This is a genomic window from Kitasatospora albolonga (assembly GCA_002082585.1).
Lineage (GTDB): Bacteria > Actinomycetota > Actinomycetes > Streptomycetales > Streptomycetaceae > Streptomyces > Streptomyces stephensoniae.
The window spans coordinates 1,037,872-1,053,923 of record CP020563.1 but is presented as its reverse complement, the minus strand read 5'-3'; the positions used below and the strand labels follow the sequence as shown (position 1 = coordinate 1,053,923).

Here is a 16,052-nt window from a genome sequence, read left to right as displayed (position 1 = left end):
TGACCGGAAGGAAAGGGCGGGGACAGATGACCGCGACACATCCGCATCCGCACAACCGGAGCTTTCCGCCCCGGCCGGAGGAGGGCGCGCGTACCACCCCCGTCCTCGCCCCCTTCGCCGCCCCGCACCGGCAGCAGCCCGGATACCGGCCGCTCACCGGCCACGCCACGATCCCGGCCGCGTTCGCCGCGCAGGTCGCCCGTCGGCCCGACGCCGTGGCGGTGCTGGGGGAGGGCGAGCCATGGACGTACCGGATGCTCGACGCCGCGGCGCACCGGACGGCCGCCGCGCTGCGGACCGCCGGAATCCGGCACGGCGACCGTGTGGGCATCCTGCTGGAGCACTCGCCGGAGACCGTGGCCGCGATCCTGGGGGTGCTGTTCGCCGGAGGCTGTTACGTACCACTGGACCCGGCCCATCCCGCACCGCGCCTGGCCCAACTGGTCGAGCTGGCGGGGATCGGCATCGTGATCGCGGACGAGGCGGTCCCGGCGGCCGGACTGCGGGCGGAACCGCTGCGCGTGGTACCGCCACCGACCCGGACGGGCGCCGACGACCGGCCGACCGAACCTGACGTCCAGTCAACTCGCCTCGGCGAAAGGTCACTTCACTCCGGTGAGCCCCCGACCGCCCCCGACGACCTGGCCTACCTGCTCTGCACCTCCGGCTCCACGGGCGTACCCAAGGGCGTGCCGCAGACGCACCGCAATGTGCTGCACGGTGTCGCCAACCACATCGAGAACTTCCGCATCACCCCGGCGGACCGGCTGAGCGTGGCGTCCTCCTTCAGCTTCGACATGGCGGTGACCGACACGTTCGCGGCCCTGCTCGCCGGGGCGGCGGCCGTCGTCGTGGACGTACGGCGGCACGGCCCGGCCTACTTGGCGCAGGCGCTGACCGACCGGGGGACGACGCTCTTCCACTCCACCCCGACGGTGTACCGCTACCTCGTCGACGCGCTCGGGGGGCGGCGCCTGGACACGGTCCGCGCGGTGGTGCTCGGCGGTGAATCCGTCACCCGGCACGACGCGTTGCTCTGCCGCGCCCACTTCGCGCCGGACTGCGTGTTCGTCAACGGGTACGGGGCCACCGAGGCCAGCTTCGCCGTACAGGACCACCTGCCGCCGGACGCGGAGCTGGAGCACGACGTCCTGCCCATCGGCCACCCGCTGCCCGGGTACGCCATCTCGCTCCTCGGCCCCGGGGGCGAGGTGTCGGCCGACGAGGGGGAGATCGTCATCCACAGCCCGTTCGTCGCGCCGGGCTACTGGCGGGCGCCCGAGCTGACCGCCGACCGGTTCGGCCGGGACGAGGTCACGGACCACGCCGAGCACACCGACCACGCCTCCGCCGCTCCCCGCATGTCGGTGTCCAGCTACCGCACCGGCGACCTGGGGCGATGGCTGCCGGACGGCAGGCTGGCGTATCTGGGCAGGCTCGACCGCCAGGTGAAGGTCCGAGGCATCCGTGTCGAACTCGGTGAGATCGAGTACCACCTCGCGGCTCTGCCGGGCGTCCTGCGGGCCGTGGCGGTCGCCGTGGCCGACGGCACGGGCCGTACGGAGCTGCTGGGGTACGTCCAACCCGTCGCGGGCGTCCGGCCCGACCCCGGGGAGCTGCGCCGCGGGCTGGCGGACCGGGTGCCCGAGCACCTGGTGCCGCGCCTGCTGACCGTCCTCGACACCCTGCCGCTGACCAGCACCGGAAAGGTCGACACCCGGGCGCTGCCCGCTCCGCGGGAGCCCCGGCCCACGGGACAGGGCGGAGAGGGCCTCGGGCCGCGTACCCCCACCGAAGAGGCGATAGCCCGGGCCTGGTGCACGGCCCTCGACACGCAGGCCGTCGTCACCGACGCCAACTTCTTCGATCTGGGCGGCAATTCGCTTCTGCTGGCCGATGTGCAGCGGTTGCTGCGGGACAGCCTTGGTGTACTGGTGCCGCTGCCGGACCTGTACCGGCACCCGACCGTCGCCGCGCTGGCCCGCCACCTCGACGGAGACGGCGAAGGCGACCCCGATGCCACCGCCGCGCCCGGCCTGCGCCGCGTCACCGAACGGGCCGCGCGCCGGGCCCGCCGCGAACGGAGGGGGCGGCGGTGAGCGAGTACGACGACCGCATCGCCGTCATCGGCCTCGCGGGCCGGTTCCCCGGCGCGGACAGCGTGCCGGAATTCTGGCGGCTGCTGCGCGACGGAGTCGACGCCGTACACGACTACACCGACGGCGAGCTGCGTCAACTCGGCGCCGGCCAGGGGCTGCTGGACGATCCGGCGCTGGTGCGGTCCGGCGGGGCGCTGCCCGGCGGAGCGCTCGACGGCATCGCCGGGTTCGACGCGGAACTCTTCGGCTTCGACGCCCGCGAGGCCGCGCTGCTCGACCCGCAGCACCGGCTGTTTCTGGAGTCGGCGTGGGGGGCGCTGGAGGACGCGGGCTGCGATCCGCAGCGGTACGACGGCGATGTCGGGGTCTTCACGGGCGTCTCCACCAACCGGTACTTCCTCTTCCATCTGCTCGGCAACCCCGAGGCGGCGGACGGCGACCCGGACGACTGGGAGGCGCAGCTCGCCATCCGGCCCGGCGCCGAGTACCTGCCCGCGCGGGTGGCGTACCGGCTCGGCCTGCGCGGCCCCGCGATCGCCGTCCAGACCGCGTGCTCCAGCTCCCTCACGGCCGTCTGCGTCGCCGCGCAGAGCCTGCTCGACTACGGCTGCGACCTCGCCGTGGCCGGTGGGGCGAGCGTCTCGCTGCCGCGCCACCGGCACACGCCCGGGGGACTGGTCTCGCCGGACGGGCGGACCCGGGCCTTCGACGCGTCCGCCGCCGGAACCGGGTACGGCTCCGGCACCGGCGCGGTGGTCCTCAAGCGGTACGCCGACCTCGACCCGGACCGCGACCGGGTGCACGCCGTCCTGCGCGGCTGGGCGGTGAACAACGACGGCGCGCACCGCGCCGGGTTCGCCGCGCCGGGGACGGACGGCCAGGCGGCGGTGGTCGCGGAGGCGCTCGCGCGCGCCGGGGTGAGCCCGCACGAACTGGGCTATCTGGAGGCGCACGGCAGCGCCACGGTCCTGGGCGACGCCATCGAGCTCGCCGCCCTGCACCAGGTCTGGCAGGCGGTCGGCCCGTCACCCGCCGGGTCCTGCGCGCTCGGCACCGCCAAGGCCAACATCGGCAACCTGGACGCGGCTTCGGGCATCGCCGCACTGGTGGCCGCCGTCCGAGCGGTCACGGAGGGCACGGTCCCGGCCCATGCGCAGTTCCACGAGCCGCACCCCGGACTCGGCCTGGAATCCGGCCCGTTCACGATCCCGCGCGTACGGGGCCCCTGGCCGCACGCGGGCAGCCGACTGGCCGGGGTGAGCTCGTTCGGACTCGGCGGCAGCAACGCCCACGTGGTGCTGGAACAAGCGCCTTCACCCACTCCGGACACCACGCCCGGCCCGCACACCACACCAGCCCCACCGCCCCCACCCTCCCTGAAGCCGCCCCCAACCGACTGGCACCTGCTGCCGCTCTCCGCGCACTCCCCGGCGGCGCTCGCCGATGCCTGTGACCGGCTGGCCGCCCACCTGGAGTCCGCAGGACCCGCCCTGAGCCTGGCGGACGTCGCCTACACCCTGGCCGTGGGCCGCCGCGTCCTGCCGTACAGGGCGGCGGTCGCCGCCCGGAGGCCCGCCGAGGCGGCCGAGGTGCTGCGCCGGGTCGCGGCGGGACCACAGGCCGGGCCGCCACCGCCGGACGAGGCCGGAGGGGAGCTGCGCGCGGCGGCCGACTCCTGGCTGCGCGGCGAGTCCACCGACTGGACGAGTTACCTCAAGGACCGCCCGGGACGGGTCTGTACGTTGCCCGCCCACCCGTTCCGGCGCCGACGGCACTGGATCGATCCGCCGGACCGCAGGGCGACGACACGGGGAGGACCCGCATGACCACGACCACCGCAGCCACCGTACCCACAGCCGAACGCAACCTGATCCTCGACTACTACGAACGGCTGCCGCAGGCCGTGGCCGCCCTGGTGGACGACCCGGCGCCGGTCACCGAACCGGGCGCCTTCGCCCCGGGCTTCGCGCTGCCCGAACCGGACGCCGCCGTCCGCGAGTTCTTCGAACCGGCCCGGGCCCAGTGGCGGGAGCTGGGTACGTACGACAGCCACCGGCTGGTCCTGCTGGACCTGGCGGGCAACCCCGGCACGCACACCACCAAGACCTTCCCCTCCCTGCTGATCGTCGCCCGCGCCGTGGAGTACATCCGCCGTACGGGCGAGCCGGTCATGATCTTCACCCCCACGTCGGCGAACAAGGGCACCGCGCTCCGCGACGCCGTCGCACGGGCCCTGGCCGCGGGCCTCGCCACCCCCGACCAGCTGCGGATCGCCACCCTGGCCCCGGCCTCGGGCCGCTCCAAGCTGCGGACCGGCGGCCTGAGCGAGGACGCGGAACTCCGGTCCCGCAACCCGCTGATGGTGTACGACGGCGAGCGCGCCGAGGACGTCAAGGCGCTGGCCCGGCAGTTCACCGACACCTACGCGGCGGACCTCAAGCGGCGCCACGGTGTGAACCTGTGGTACTCGATGGACCTGCGCAACTACGTCGTCGCCGACACCGCGCGGGCCTTCTTCGAGCAGGACGCGGACCCGACCGACGCCGCCCGGCCGAGGCTGCACGCCCACGCGGTGTCGAGCGCGTTCGGGATGCTCGGCTACCACGCGGGCCGGGACGTGCTGGAGGCCGCCGGGACGACGCGCCCGGAGAGCCGCCCGGCGACCCTGCTCGTCCAGCACCTGGGGACCCCCGACATGGTGCTCAGCCTGCGCCGGGGCAGCTTCGACCGGGCCGGACTGCCGCACTACGGGCGCGGCGCCGACGGACTGTGGCGGCAGGAGGCGGACCCGCGCTTCCCCGGGGTCACCGAAGCGGTCGACGAGATCCTCGACCCGACCTTCTACACCCACCGCCCGGCCACCTCACCGGCGATGAACGCCATCATCACCCGGCACGGCGGCGACGGCATCGTGATCTCGCGCCACGAGTGCCTCGAACGCTACGCGGCACTGCGGGACAGGACCGCGGACCACCCGCGCCCCCTGCCGGCCGATCCGCGGGCGCTGCGCGAATGGTCGCTGGTCATGGCGCTGACCGGAGTGTTCAACGCCGTCGACCGAGGACTGGTCGAGGCGGGCCGGGACGTGGTGGTCCACGGCTCGGGCTGGTACGCCGACGCCGACGTACGGACACCGGCCGCATCGGAGCTCGTCCCCGTGTCGACGGTCGAGGACATCGCCGCGGCGCTGCTGTGAGCGATTGCCACCGTGCGGGCGGACCGGGGCCGTCGAGGAAAGCGGCGACGGCCCCGGGGCGTCCGCGCCGTGGCGGAGGGCTGGTCCGGGAAACCAAGGCAGGAAACGTACGACCTGTTCGACCAGGGTCCGGACCTGCCTGCCTCCCTCCCTATGTCCCGTCCACCCACCCCAGCCGCTGAGGGAATCGGCGACTCGGGCACAATCAGGAGCCGTGCCCACTCCTCCCGATCCCGCCGTCCTGTACCCCGACATCGCGGCCTGCGGCGACCTCGCCGCAGCACTCCGCGCGGAGGGGGACGGCTGCCTCGATGCCGTCCCCCTCATGTCCTCCGATTCCGCTCCCCTGAGCCACGTGGCCGTCGAAAGCACCCTGCCGCACCGCAAGCTCCTGGTGATCAGCGCGTGGTCGTATGAACGGGGGTGGTCCATCAGGGGCGAGGAAGCGTTCCAGGGCATGGCTCTCGTCGACGGCAGGACGGACGACCTGGCGCAGATCGCCGGAGCCGCCCGGGCGTGGCACGACGGGGTACCCCTCGACGGCATCCGCCAGGTGGCCCCCTTCGCGCACCTGACCGGCCGGTTCGAGGTGCCCGACAACGATCCCGCGCGTCTGACGGAATCCGAATGGCAGCACCTGCGCAAGGAGGCGGCCGAACTGGACACCGACTGGCAGGAGACGCACCACAACTTGATCGAGGCGGCGTACGCCGCTCCGGCGCTGCGCGCTCTCTACCCCTTCACCAGCCACTGGGCCCTGCGCTTCTCGACCAGCACCCGCCCGGCCCTGACCCTGGTCGGGCCGATCCTGAGCGCCGGCAGTGACGGCACGTACGGAGTACGCGGGCTCATGAGCCAGGATGGCGACCGATTCGCCACAGCGCAGGAGGCCGTGGCCGTGGCGGTGCGCCAACTGCCGTCCGGACTCGGCCCGACCACGCTCGGCGGATGATCCCGCCGGGCGGACGGCGCGGTCGACAGCGCGGCAGCGGACCGCGCACCGCACTCGGCGAACGGCACCACCTGAGCTGCCCAGCTGACGGCACCAGCCCGGAGAGCTCGGCCATGTGTGTGTCAACTGCCGTTGAGGCCCCATGCATCGAGCCCGCCGTAGACATGGGCCCTCAGCAAGTGGGGGGCGTCAAAGCCTGAGGCTTCGCCGCGGTGGACGGCGACCAGCGAATCCCTGCCCCGCCACCAGGTGTCAGCGAGGCCCTGGACCTCAGGTACCGGCTCGAACCCGTCAAGGTCCAGCTCATCGACGGCACTGCCCTTGATCTTCGTGCCGGTGTCTCCCACACGTCCGCCGCGCGGGAGAAGTTCTCGCGACTGAGGGAGACCCAGGCGCCCCAGGAGAACACCTCGTCGCTACCGATCACCGGTATCTCGATCAAGCCTTGACGAAGTAGTGCTGCGCCTGGATCACGCACTGGTCTGACGAGAGCAGGCAGTCGTCGGCGTCAGCGAAGGTCGCATCCCAGACAGCTGGGGCTTCGGCCATGTAGTTCATGGGTGGCCCAGGGGGGGCGCCACAGCACGAGCAGGCGAATCCGAGATCACTGGTCATTCACGGAACAACACTTGGAGGTCGCGTGGACAGGCGTGGTTTGGGGGCCCGGCAACAGAACAGGCACAGGTCCCGGTGATCATTGAGTTGCGACGCTCCGTGATCACGAGGAGACCTGTGCCCGCGCTGCCACCAAGGCTCACCGAACCGCTCTGGGACCAATTCGTGGCACTCCTTTCGGAGCGCCCCGAGTTCCACCCGGACCGTCCACTCGGCTGCCACCGCCGACGCATCAGCGACCGGATCATCTTCGACGAGCTCCTTCAACTGCTGCGCTTCGGCTGTTCTTACGAGGCGATCGCCGACACGACCTGCTCGGCCGCCGACTACGACTTGGACAAGACCCGCACGCTACTCAGCGAACGCGACCTGCACGGACGCATCGCACACAAAGGTGAGAAAGCGCCCATCCAGGCCAGTAGGCGTTGGCATGTCGAACGCACCCATGCCTGGCAGAACGCCTTCTGCCGCCTCGCCCGCTGCTACGAGCGGCGCACCACGTCATCGACGCATTCTTCGACCTCGCCGACACGATCATCACCGTGCGTAGTCTGATCCGGCAGGCATGGACGACCCACCGCTGGGGCGAACGCACGAACCGTCGACCATAACCGCGCTTTATCCGCACGGCCTCCTACAGAAGCCGCGAGTCCGTTGTCAGCGGGCGGTGCTACTTTCTGTGACATGACCGATCGCGCGCTATGGCTGCTGCGGCAGGACCGCCGCCTGGCCGAACTGGCTGCCTTCCCCTTCGACTTCGACCTGGACCGCGCCGCCCACGGCCATGTCGAGGAGGTCCGCCTCGCCTCGGGCGGGCCGCTGGAGACGGTAGCCGGGGACGATACCGGCGGTACGTACTTCGTGTGCGCGGACGGCTCAGTGCTCTACGCCGACTCGGAGGGCGCCGCGGGGATCATCGGCTCCAGCGTCGACGAGACCCTGGAGCTCGTGATCGGCCTGCCCGGCTGGCGCGACTACACACGTCTGTCGCCAGACGACGGCGAGGAGAAGATCCTGGCGTGCGTCGCGGAGACTGAGGACGAGATCCGTGAATGCTACGGAATCGACGAGAAGCGGGCCGAGCTCCGTGCGGCGCTTGGCTTCCCGAAACGTTCCCCGGTCGAGCTGGTCGGCAGGCTACGTGCCGCGCTGCTGCGTACCGAGCCGGACTTCGTACTGCTCAACGCGGATGAGGGGTGTGCGTACGACCGGATAGGCCCGGCCGGTCCCCCGCTGTGGGAGCCAGTGCTCGCGGCGGGCCGCGCCGATCTCGCCCGGCTGCGGGAGGGCGACCGCACAGCATGGCGTGAAGTCGCCGAGGACCCGGTGCGGCGCCGGATCACTCTCCGGGCCGCGCAGTTCGACCGCGCCGAGGGCGATCTGGAGTTGCTGCGGCACCTGCTGCGGCACGAGACACGGTCGTCGATGACGCACGAACTGCGGCTCGCGGCCGTGCTGGTGGGGCTGCGCGGGGACACCGGAGATCTGCCCCTGCTGCTTGAGGTCCGGGAGACGGATTTCGACACGGCGTGCGGCCTGGGCGGTATGCCGGAACCGGGTGCAAGCGCGGACGAGTTGCAACAGTGGGCGCGGGCACTCGACGAGTCGACGTTCGGGACGGACCCGTCGGACGAGCCGGTCTCCACATGGACCGACCTGGCGCGGGACCAGGGGATGACGGACCTCGCGCGGATCACGCTGATCCGCGAACTCGACAACATCTTCATGGACCAGAGCAGACTCCGCCGCCCCGAGGCGCCCCACAGCCTGGACACGGCTCCGCTGAGCGGGCTCGCCCGGGACTTCGAGGAACTCGGCGACCTTCCCCAGGCGCTGCGCGCCCAGCACCTGTACGCCGCCCTTCAGGAGACAGCATGGGACCGGGCCTCGGCCCGGTGCACCCTGGCCCGCCTGGAGCGGGAGGCGGGCCGGCTGCCGCAGGCAGCGGACAGCCTGGCCGCCGTGCGCGCCGCCCTGGCCACCCCGGGCGACGACTCACTGCGCTGCTGGCAGCAGGTCAACCTCGGCCGCTACATCGCCGAGGAGCACTACCGGCTCACCCTCGCCCTGGCTGACGCGGGCCGCCCCGAGGAGGCCCGGGCCTTCCTCACGGCCGCCGACGCCATACTCGGCGAGCTCTCGGAGAACGCCGCGAACGGCATCCGCGAGCTCGCCGAGCGGACCGCTGCGAGAGTGCGGGAGGTCCACTGAGGACGGACACGGCGGGCGGGCGGTCCGCCAGGAAGCAGTGGGCGTGGCGCGCCAGGTAGTCGGCCTGCCCGGCAGCAGGTGCTGTTCAACAGAGCGATCGAGCCGATCCGGGTAGAGGCCGGACAGGATCGGGGAGGCCACGCCACCCTGTGGTGCACTGCGGAGCGTGGCGTTCCACCGCCAGCCAGTCCTCCGCATACCCGGCCTTGAGCATCTGCCGGATCAGCCGCAGAAAACGCCCATCGAGGATTCTCTCCTCCAGAATGACGAGCACACCTTGTCATCCAGGCTACCGAAGCAGTCTTCTCGCCCGGCGCTACGAGCGGCACACCACCGTCATCGAGGCATTCTCCGACCTCGCCGACATAACCATCACCGTACGCAGTCTGATCCGGCAGGCACCACCGACCATGACCGCATCCCTGTCCGCGCGGCCTCTTAGGCCGACGAAGCCAACCCACCGGCCCTACCCCTCCGGCGGTATGCCGGGCGCGGGAAGGCCGACAAGGCGGGCGAGGGCGGCCGTGACGGGAGCGCGGTGGTCAGGAAGGTGCCTGGAGGCCCAATCGGCTGCCAGCGCCAGGAACTCGGCCAGATCGCGTTCGGCCCCGGCGAGCAGGTCGCGCAATGCGGTGACGGACAGCTCGATCACCGGACTGTCGCTCTGCTCGGCGTTGACCGTGAGCCGGACGGTGTCACCGAAGCGCTCCGCGACCGGTGACACGGGGGCGTGGCCGAATCCGAGCGGACCGCCGTCGTCGATGAGCCGGTACCAGTCGCGCCAGTCCTCCAGTCCGTCACAGCAGCCGGGCAGGAAGGCGACCCCGGTGGAGGTGTCGGTGACCCGCAGGCCACCGGCGGCGAAGAGGTGGCCGAGCGTCAGCAGCCCGTGGAGGAACGAGCCATGTGCGTCGGCCGGACGGGGCGGGCGGTCGCCGTCGGGGTCGATGTCGTTGCAGTCGGTGATACGCATCACCGCCGACCCGACCTCGGCGGGTGAGAGTTCGCCGCTGAGAGGCAGGAAGCCGAACGGCTCGACCCCGGCGACAGGCCAGAGGGCGAAGCCGTCAGGTGCGTACGTCTCCAGGACGGGCTGCATCACGATCACGCGGTGGAGTGTTCCGCACCCTTGCCTGGATCGCTTCCGGATTATGCCGAGCTTCAGCCCCTCTCGCGCGGGAGCGCTCAGCCGGATACCGCATCCGGAGCGACCCGGCCAGAAGCAGGCGCGGGGCCTTTCAGTGGAACCAGACGACGAGGCGTACGTTCTCGGCTCCATGGACTTCGCTGAGGATGCGCATGACGCTCCAGACCCGGCCCCAGTCGGTGTCGGCCCCTGCGGCCGAGGCGCGGCTACGTGTGCCGGAGGCGTCGGTCTCCTGCCAGTCTGCGTTGTTCAGCTCGTCCCAGGTCAGCCAGGTGGTCCCGTGCACGTCGTGGGGGCCGCCATAGGCGGTGAACTCCCCTCGAAGCCCGTCTGAGGCATCGTCAGGGAAGCCGCGGCCTTCCGCCAGCGGGCGGAAGCCGAAGGTGTTGCGGACTCCGAAGAGACAGGCCAGGCCGTCGTAGGCGTTGCCCCTGTTGAGGAGGAAGAGATCGATGGCGGGTTCCCACAGGGAGTCCTCGTCGTCGGGGCCCCACAGCCGGGCGCCTGGCCGGCATTCGATCATTCCGCTGACATCGGTCGACATGCCGAGATCTTGCCTGGGAAGGACGGGATTCAGCATCTGCGTTTCCCTCCCGCGCGGCTGAGGCCCCGAAGCTCTGGAACGCCTGCCAGGTGTCGCGCGCGGTCAGCCGAGCGAGCTCGTGGTGTCCGTGGTCCAGTTCATCCCGCGGGAACTGGACGGCCTCGCTGATCGGCAGCCTGTGTGCACTCCGGGTACTCCTCGGTCGGCGGCGCCATCAGGTGATGCCTTCACGGGCCGAGGCCCGGACGCGTTCGAACTCGGTCGCCGTGATCCCGGCCGCGCAGTCGGTCTCTTGCCCATCCGTCCGGGCTTCCTCGGTGAGGACGCCGTACGTGTGTCGGCAGACGGCCATCGCGGTGTGGTCGCCACGGTCTCGGATGCCGAGGACCTCACCGAGGGCTGCTGCGGGCACCGGCTGCGGAGTGGAGCCTTGAAGATCGGCGAGCACCGGCTGGGGGCGGATTCCGGACTCGGGGGCGGACGGTTGACCAGGGCTTGCCGCTCACCACGGGCGAGTGCCTGTCCTCAAGGACGGAACGACGACAGTGACAGCCGATCGGATCTGCCTGGGCGGCCAACTGATCGGCGAGACCGTGAAGCGCGAACTCGAAGGCTGCCGGGCCCTGTTGTACGCGTGCCCATCGGTACGCATCGTTGGCCGGAGTGAACCGCATTCGCCCGGGAGAAAACCCGAGGAACTCGGCTGCTGCACCCAGGGGGCCGCCGGAGACCCAGTGGACAAGGCGGTCGGCAGCGGTCCGGCGGAGAATCCTGGGGGTGGTGCCCTCGAGACGACTGAAGTGCTCCTCGGCCCAATAGGATTCCAGGATTGCATAAAACTGCGGTCCTGCGTATAGTCATGCCATCGACGAGGAGGGTTCCGATGGTGGTACGCGCAGCGGTGGCAGGGGCGAGCGGATACGCCGGTGGTGAGCTGCTCCGACTCCTCCTCGTCCACCCCGAGGTCGAGATCGGCGCCCTCACCGGACACTCCAACGCCGGACAGGCCCTCGGCCCGCTCCAGCCGCACCTGCGGCCGCTGGCCGACCGGGTGCTGGAGCCGACCGCCGCCGAGGTCCTCGCCGGGCACGACGTCGTCTTCCTGGCGCTGCCGCACGGGCAGTCCGCCGCCGTCGCCGAGCAGCTCGGGGACGAGGTGCTCGTGGTCGACATGGGGGCCGACTTCCGGCTCAAGGACGCGGGGGACTGGGAGAAGTTCTACGGCTCCCCGCACGCCGGGACCTGGCCCTACGGGCTGCCCGAGCTGCCGGGCGGGCGGGCCGCGCTCGCCGGGGTGAAGCGGATCGCCGTGCCCGGGTGCTACCCGACCGCCGTCTCCCTCGCGCTCTTCCCGGCGTACGCGGCCTCCCTCGCCGAGCCGGAGGCCGTGATCGTCGCCGCGTCCGGCACCTCCGGGGCGGGCAAGGCGGCCAAGCCGCATCTCCTCGGCTCCGAGGTGATGGGGAACATGACCCCGTACGGCGTCGGCGGCGGGCACCGCCACACGCCCGAGATGATCCAGAACCTCAGCGCCGCCGCCGGGCAGCCCGTCACCGTCTCCTTCACGCCCACCCTCGCCCCCATGCCGCGCGGCATCCTCGCCACGTGCAGCGCGAAGGCGAAGCCGGGCGTGAGCGCCGAGGGGCTGCGGGCGGTGTACGAGAAGGCGTTCGCGGACGAGCCGTTCGTCGACCTCCTGCCCGAGGGACAGTGGCCCGCCACCGCCTCGGTGTACGGCTCCAACGCCGTACAGGTCCAGGTCGCGTACGACCCCGCCGCCGGGCGGATCATCGTCGTCACCGCCATCGACAACCTCACCAAGGGCACCGCGGGCGGCGCCCTCCAGAGCATGAACATCGCCCTCGGGCTCCCCGAGGACACAGGTCTTTCGACGATCGGAGTCGCACCGTGAGCGACCAGCGCGCAGCCGCCGGGCTGCGGAGGGACACGCACGCCGCGCCGTCGCGCCGCGCGGCCGCAGAAGCGAACGAGGAGATGCAGTGAGCGTCACGGCAGCACAGGGATTCTCGGCGGCGGGCATCGCCGCCGGAATCAAGGAGAGCGGAAGCCCGGACCTGGCCCTCGTGGTCAACCACGGGCCCCGCCGCGCCGCCGCGGGCGTCTTCACCTCCAACCGCGTCAAGGCCGCCCCCGTGCTCTGGTCGGAGCAGGTCCTCAAGGGCGGCGAGGTCACCGCCGTCGTCCTCAACTCCGGCGGCGCCAACGCCTGTACGGGCCCCAAGGGGTTCCAGGACACCCACGCCACCGCCGAGAAGGTCGCCGAGGTCCTGGAGGGCCACAGCGCGGGCGAGGTCGCCGTCGCCTCCACCGGGCTCATCGGCATCCCGCTCCCCATGGACAAGCTGCTCCCCGGCATCGAGCAGGCCGCCGCCGCCCTCAGCGAACACGGCGGCGAGAAGGCCGCCATCGCCATCAAGACCACCGACACCGTCCACAAGACGGCCGTCGCGGGCGGCGAGGGCTGGACCGTCGGCGGCATGGCCAAGGGCGCGGGCATGCTCGCCCCGGGCCTCGCCACCATGCTCGTCGTCCTCACCACCGACGCCGATGTGCCCGCCCCCCAGCTGGACGCCGCCCTCCGCGACGCCACCCGGACCACCTTCGACCGGGTCGACTCCGACGGCTGCATGTCCACCAACGACACCGTGCTGCTCCTCGCCTCCGGCGCCTGCGGCATCACCCCGGAGCAGGACGCGTTCGCCGAAGCCGTACGGGCCGTCTGCGACGACCTGGCCCGGCAGCTCATCGGGGACGCCGAGGGCTCCTCCAAGGACATCCGGATCGAGGTGACCAACGCGGCCACCGAGGACGACGCCGTCGAGGTCGGCCGGTCCATCGCCCGTAACAACCTCCTCAAGTGCGCGATCCACGGCGAGGACCCCAACTGGGGCCGCGTCCTCTCCGCGATCGGCACGACGCGGGCCGCCTTCGAACCGGACCAGCTCAACGTCGCCATCAACGACGTCTGGGTCTGCAAGAACGGCCGCGTCGGCGAGGACCGCGACCTCGTCGACATGCGCTACCGGGAGGTCAGGATCACCGCCGACCTCGCCGCGGGCACCGAGTCGGCCGTCATCTGGGCCAACGACCTCACCGCGGAGTACGTCCACGAGAACAGCGCGTACAGCTCATGAGCGCCGCGCGGAAACACACCGCCCTCCCGAAGGCGCAGACCCTCATCGAGGCGCTGCCCTGGCTGACCCGGCACCACGGCAAGACGGTCGTCATCAAGTTCGGCGGCAACGCCATGGTCGACGAGGAGCTGAAGGCCGCCTTCGCCCAGGACGTCGTCTTCCTGCGGCACGCCGGACTCAAGCCCGTCGTCGTGCACGGCGGCGGCCCGCAGATCAACGCCCAGCTCGACAAACAGGGCCTGGTCAGCGAGTTCAAGGCCGGGCTGCGCGTCACCACGCCCGAGGCGATGGACGTCGTACGGATGGTCCTCGCCGGGCAGGTCCAGCGCGAACTGGTCGGCCTCCTCAACCAGCACGGTCCCCTCGCCGTCGGCATGACCGGCGAGGACGCCCACACCATCACCGCCACCCAGCACCGGCCCACCATCGACGGCGAGTCCGTCGACATCGGCCGGGTCGGCGAGATCACCGCGATCGACACCGGGGCCATCCAGGCGCTGCTGGACGACGGCCGCATCCCGGTCGTCTCCTCCATCGCCCGCTCCGCCGACGACCACCACGTCTACAACGTCAACGCCGACACCGCGGCCGCCGCGCTCGCCGCCGCCCTGGACGCCGAGACGCTGATGGTCCTCACCGATGTCGAGGGGCTCTACGAGGACTGGCCCAACAGCGACGACGTGATCAGCCGCCTCACCGCGAGCCAGCTGGAGAAGCTGCTGCCCGAACTGTCCAGCGGCATGGTGCCCAAGATGCAGGGCTGCCTCCACGCCGTGCGCAACGGTGTCGAGACCGCCCGCGTCATCGACGGCCGGGTCCAGCACTCGATCCTGCTGGAGATCTTCACCGACGAGGGCATCGGCACGATGGTCGTGCCGGACGCCCCCATCGACGTACACACAGGGCCTCACCAGGGGGAATCATGACCGGGACCGCAGGACTCACCTCGCGCTGGCAGGGCGCGCTGATGGACAACTACGGCACCCCCCGCCTGCCCCTCGTCCGCGGCGAGGGCGCCCACGTCTGGGCCGAGGACGGCACCCGCTACCTCGACTTCGTCGGCGGCATCGCGGTCAACGCCCTCGGCCACGCCCACCCCGCCGTCGTGGCGGCCGTCTCCACCCAGATCGCCTCCCTCGGCCACGTATCGAACCTGTTCATCGCGGAGCCGCCCGTCGCGCTCGCGGAGCGGCTGCTCCAGCTGTTCGGCCGCCCGGGCCGGGTCTTCTTCGCCAACTCCGGCGCCGAGGCCAACGAAGCCGCCTTCAAGATCGGCCGGCTCACCGGGCGCACCCATATGGTCGCCACCGACGGCGGGTTCCACGGCCGGACGATGGGCGCGCTCGCGCTGACCGGCCAGCCCGGCAAGCAGGAGCCCTTCCGCCCGCTCCCCGGTGATGTCACCCATGTCCCCTACGGGGACGTGGACGCCCTGCGCGCGGCCGTCACCACCGGCACCGCCCTGGTCGTCATCGAGCCGATCCAGGGCGAGAACGGTGTCGTCGTGCCGCCCAAGGGCTATCTGGAGGCCGCCCGGGAGATCACCCGGGCCACGGGGACGCTCCTCGTCCTCGACGAGGTGCAGACCGGGATCGGCCGCTGCGGCCAGTGGTTCGAGCACCAGGCCCACCAGGGCGTCGAGCCGGACATCGTCACCCTCGCCAAGGGGCTCGGCGGCGGGCTGCCGATCGGCGCGGCCGTCGCGTTCGGCCCGGCGGCCGACCTGCTGAAGCCCGGTCACCACGGCACCACGTTCGGCGGCAACCCGGTCGCCTGCGCCGCCGGACTCGCCGTCATCGACACGCTCGCGGCCGACGGCGCGCTCGACGAGGTCAAGCGGCTCGGCGAGAAGATCCGCGACGGAGTCGAGGCGCTGGGACACCCCCTGGTCTCCCACGTCCGCGGCAGTGGCCTGCTGCTGGGTATCGTGCTCACCGGACCCCTCGCACCGCAGGTGCAGCAGGCGGCCCAGGGAGCCGGCCTCCTGGTGAACGCGCCCGCCCCCGATGTCGTACGGCTCATGCCGCCGCTGATCATCGGTGACGCGGAGGTGGACGCGTTCCTGGAGATCCTGCCGGGCGCTCTCGACGCGGCACACGGGGACGGACGATCCGGAGCATGACCCTCCGGAGA

Annotated in this window: 12 protein-coding genes and 3 pseudogenes; 10 read left to right on the top strand and 5 right to left on the bottom strand. The window is 71.7% G+C overall.

What is annotated here, in order from left to right; genetic code table 11:
* Positions 1-26 precede the first annotated feature (26 nt).
* From B7C62_04520 to B7C62_04505, 4 genes are all read left to right on the top strand, one after another.
* Positions 27-2,099 carry a hypothetical protein gene (locus tag B7C62_04520; protein ID ARF71602.1) on the top strand — a complete coding sequence of 691 codons (2,073 nt, stop codon included), beginning with the start codon at positions 27-29 and terminating at the stop codon, positions 2,097-2,099.
* Positions 2,096-3,925, top strand: a complete 1,830-nt coding sequence (locus tag B7C62_04515; GenBank protein ID ARF71601.1) for a hypothetical protein — start codon at positions 2,096-2,098, stop codon at positions 3,923-3,925. Before B7C62_04520 ends, B7C62_04515 begins: the two co-directional genes overlap by 4 nt.
* Positions 3,922-5,295 (top strand): hypothetical protein, encoded by a 1,374-nt coding sequence (locus B7C62_04510; protein ID ARF71600.1) that lies wholly within the window; start codon positions 3,922-3,924, stop codon positions 5,293-5,295. Before B7C62_04515 ends, B7C62_04510 begins: the two co-directional genes overlap by 4 nt.
* A gap of 214 nt (positions 5,296-5,509) precedes the next feature.
* Positions 5,510-6,247 (top strand): hypothetical protein, encoded by a 738-nt coding sequence (locus B7C62_04505; GenBank protein ID ARF71599.1) that lies wholly within the window; start codon positions 5,510-5,512, stop codon positions 6,245-6,247.
* A gap of 172 nt (positions 6,248-6,419) precedes the next feature.
* Here B7C62_04505 and B7C62_04500 read toward each other — a convergent pair.
* Positions 6,420-6,805: pseudogene (locus B7C62_04500) on the bottom strand (hypothetical protein).
* 174 nt (positions 6,806-6,979) lie between these two features.
* Here B7C62_04500 and B7C62_04495 point away from each other — a divergent pair.
* Together B7C62_04495 and B7C62_04490 are read left to right on the top strand one after the other, a co-directional pair.
* Positions 6,980-7,473 (top strand): annotated as a pseudogene (locus B7C62_04495) (hypothetical protein).
* Positions 7,474-7,546: 73 nt separating this feature from the next.
* On the top strand, positions 7,547-9,073 hold the full coding sequence (locus B7C62_04490) for a hypothetical protein (protein ID ARF71598.1): 1,527 nt from the start codon (positions 7,547-7,549) through the stop codon (positions 9,071-9,073).
* Positions 9,074-9,142: 69 nt separating this feature from the next.
* On the opposite strand, the pseudogene B7C62_04485 reads toward B7C62_04490, so the two are convergent.
* The 4 genes and pseudogenes from B7C62_04485 to B7C62_04470 all read right to left on the bottom strand — a co-directional run bounded on the left by B7C62_04485 (position 9,143) and on the right by B7C62_04470 (position 11,212).
* Positions 9,143-9,376, bottom strand: a pseudogene (locus B7C62_04485) (RNA-directed DNA polymerase).
* A 163-nt stretch (positions 9,377-9,539) separates the two neighbouring features.
* Complete coding sequence (locus tag B7C62_04480; GenBank protein ARF71597.1) at positions 9,540-10,181, bottom strand: hypothetical protein; 642 nt, start codon at positions 10,179-10,181, stop codon at positions 9,540-9,542.
* Positions 10,182-10,311: 130 nt separating this feature from the next.
* Positions 10,312-10,764 (bottom strand): hypothetical protein, encoded by a 453-nt coding sequence (locus tag B7C62_04475; GenBank protein ID ARF71596.1) that lies wholly within the window; start codon positions 10,762-10,764, stop codon positions 10,312-10,314.
* 214 nt (positions 10,765-10,978) lie between these two features.
* The gene (locus B7C62_04470; GenBank protein ARF71595.1) at positions 10,979-11,212 is read right to left on the bottom strand and encodes a hypothetical protein; all 234 of its coding nucleotides are present in this window, start codon (positions 11,210-11,212) and stop codon (positions 10,979-10,981) included.
* 435 nt (positions 11,213-11,647) lie between these two features.
* Between B7C62_04470 and B7C62_04465 the strand changes: the two genes are divergently transcribed.
* From B7C62_04465 to B7C62_04450, 4 genes are all read left to right on the top strand, one after another.
* On the top strand, positions 11,648-12,676 hold the full coding sequence (locus tag B7C62_04465) for an N-acetyl-gamma-glutamyl-phosphate reductase (protein ID ARF71594.1): 1,029 nt from the start codon (positions 11,648-11,650) through the stop codon (positions 12,674-12,676).
* An 88-nt stretch (positions 12,677-12,764) separates the two neighbouring features.
* On the top strand, positions 12,765-13,919 hold the full coding sequence (locus B7C62_04460) for a bifunctional ornithine acetyltransferase/N-acetylglutamate synthase (protein ARF71593.1): 1,155 nt from the start codon (positions 12,765-12,767) through the stop codon (positions 13,917-13,919).
* Positions 13,916-14,845, top strand: a complete 930-nt coding sequence (locus B7C62_04455; protein ID ARF71592.1) for an acetylglutamate kinase — start codon at positions 13,916-13,918, stop codon at positions 14,843-14,845. The genes B7C62_04460 and B7C62_04455 overlap by 4 nt, the downstream gene beginning before the upstream one ends.
* Complete coding sequence (locus tag B7C62_04450; GenBank protein ARF71591.1) at positions 14,842-16,041, top strand: acetylornithine aminotransferase; 1,200 nt, start codon at positions 14,842-14,844, stop codon at positions 16,039-16,041. The genes B7C62_04455 and B7C62_04450 overlap by 4 nt, the downstream gene beginning before the upstream one ends.
* Positions 16,042-16,052 lie beyond the last annotated feature (11 nt).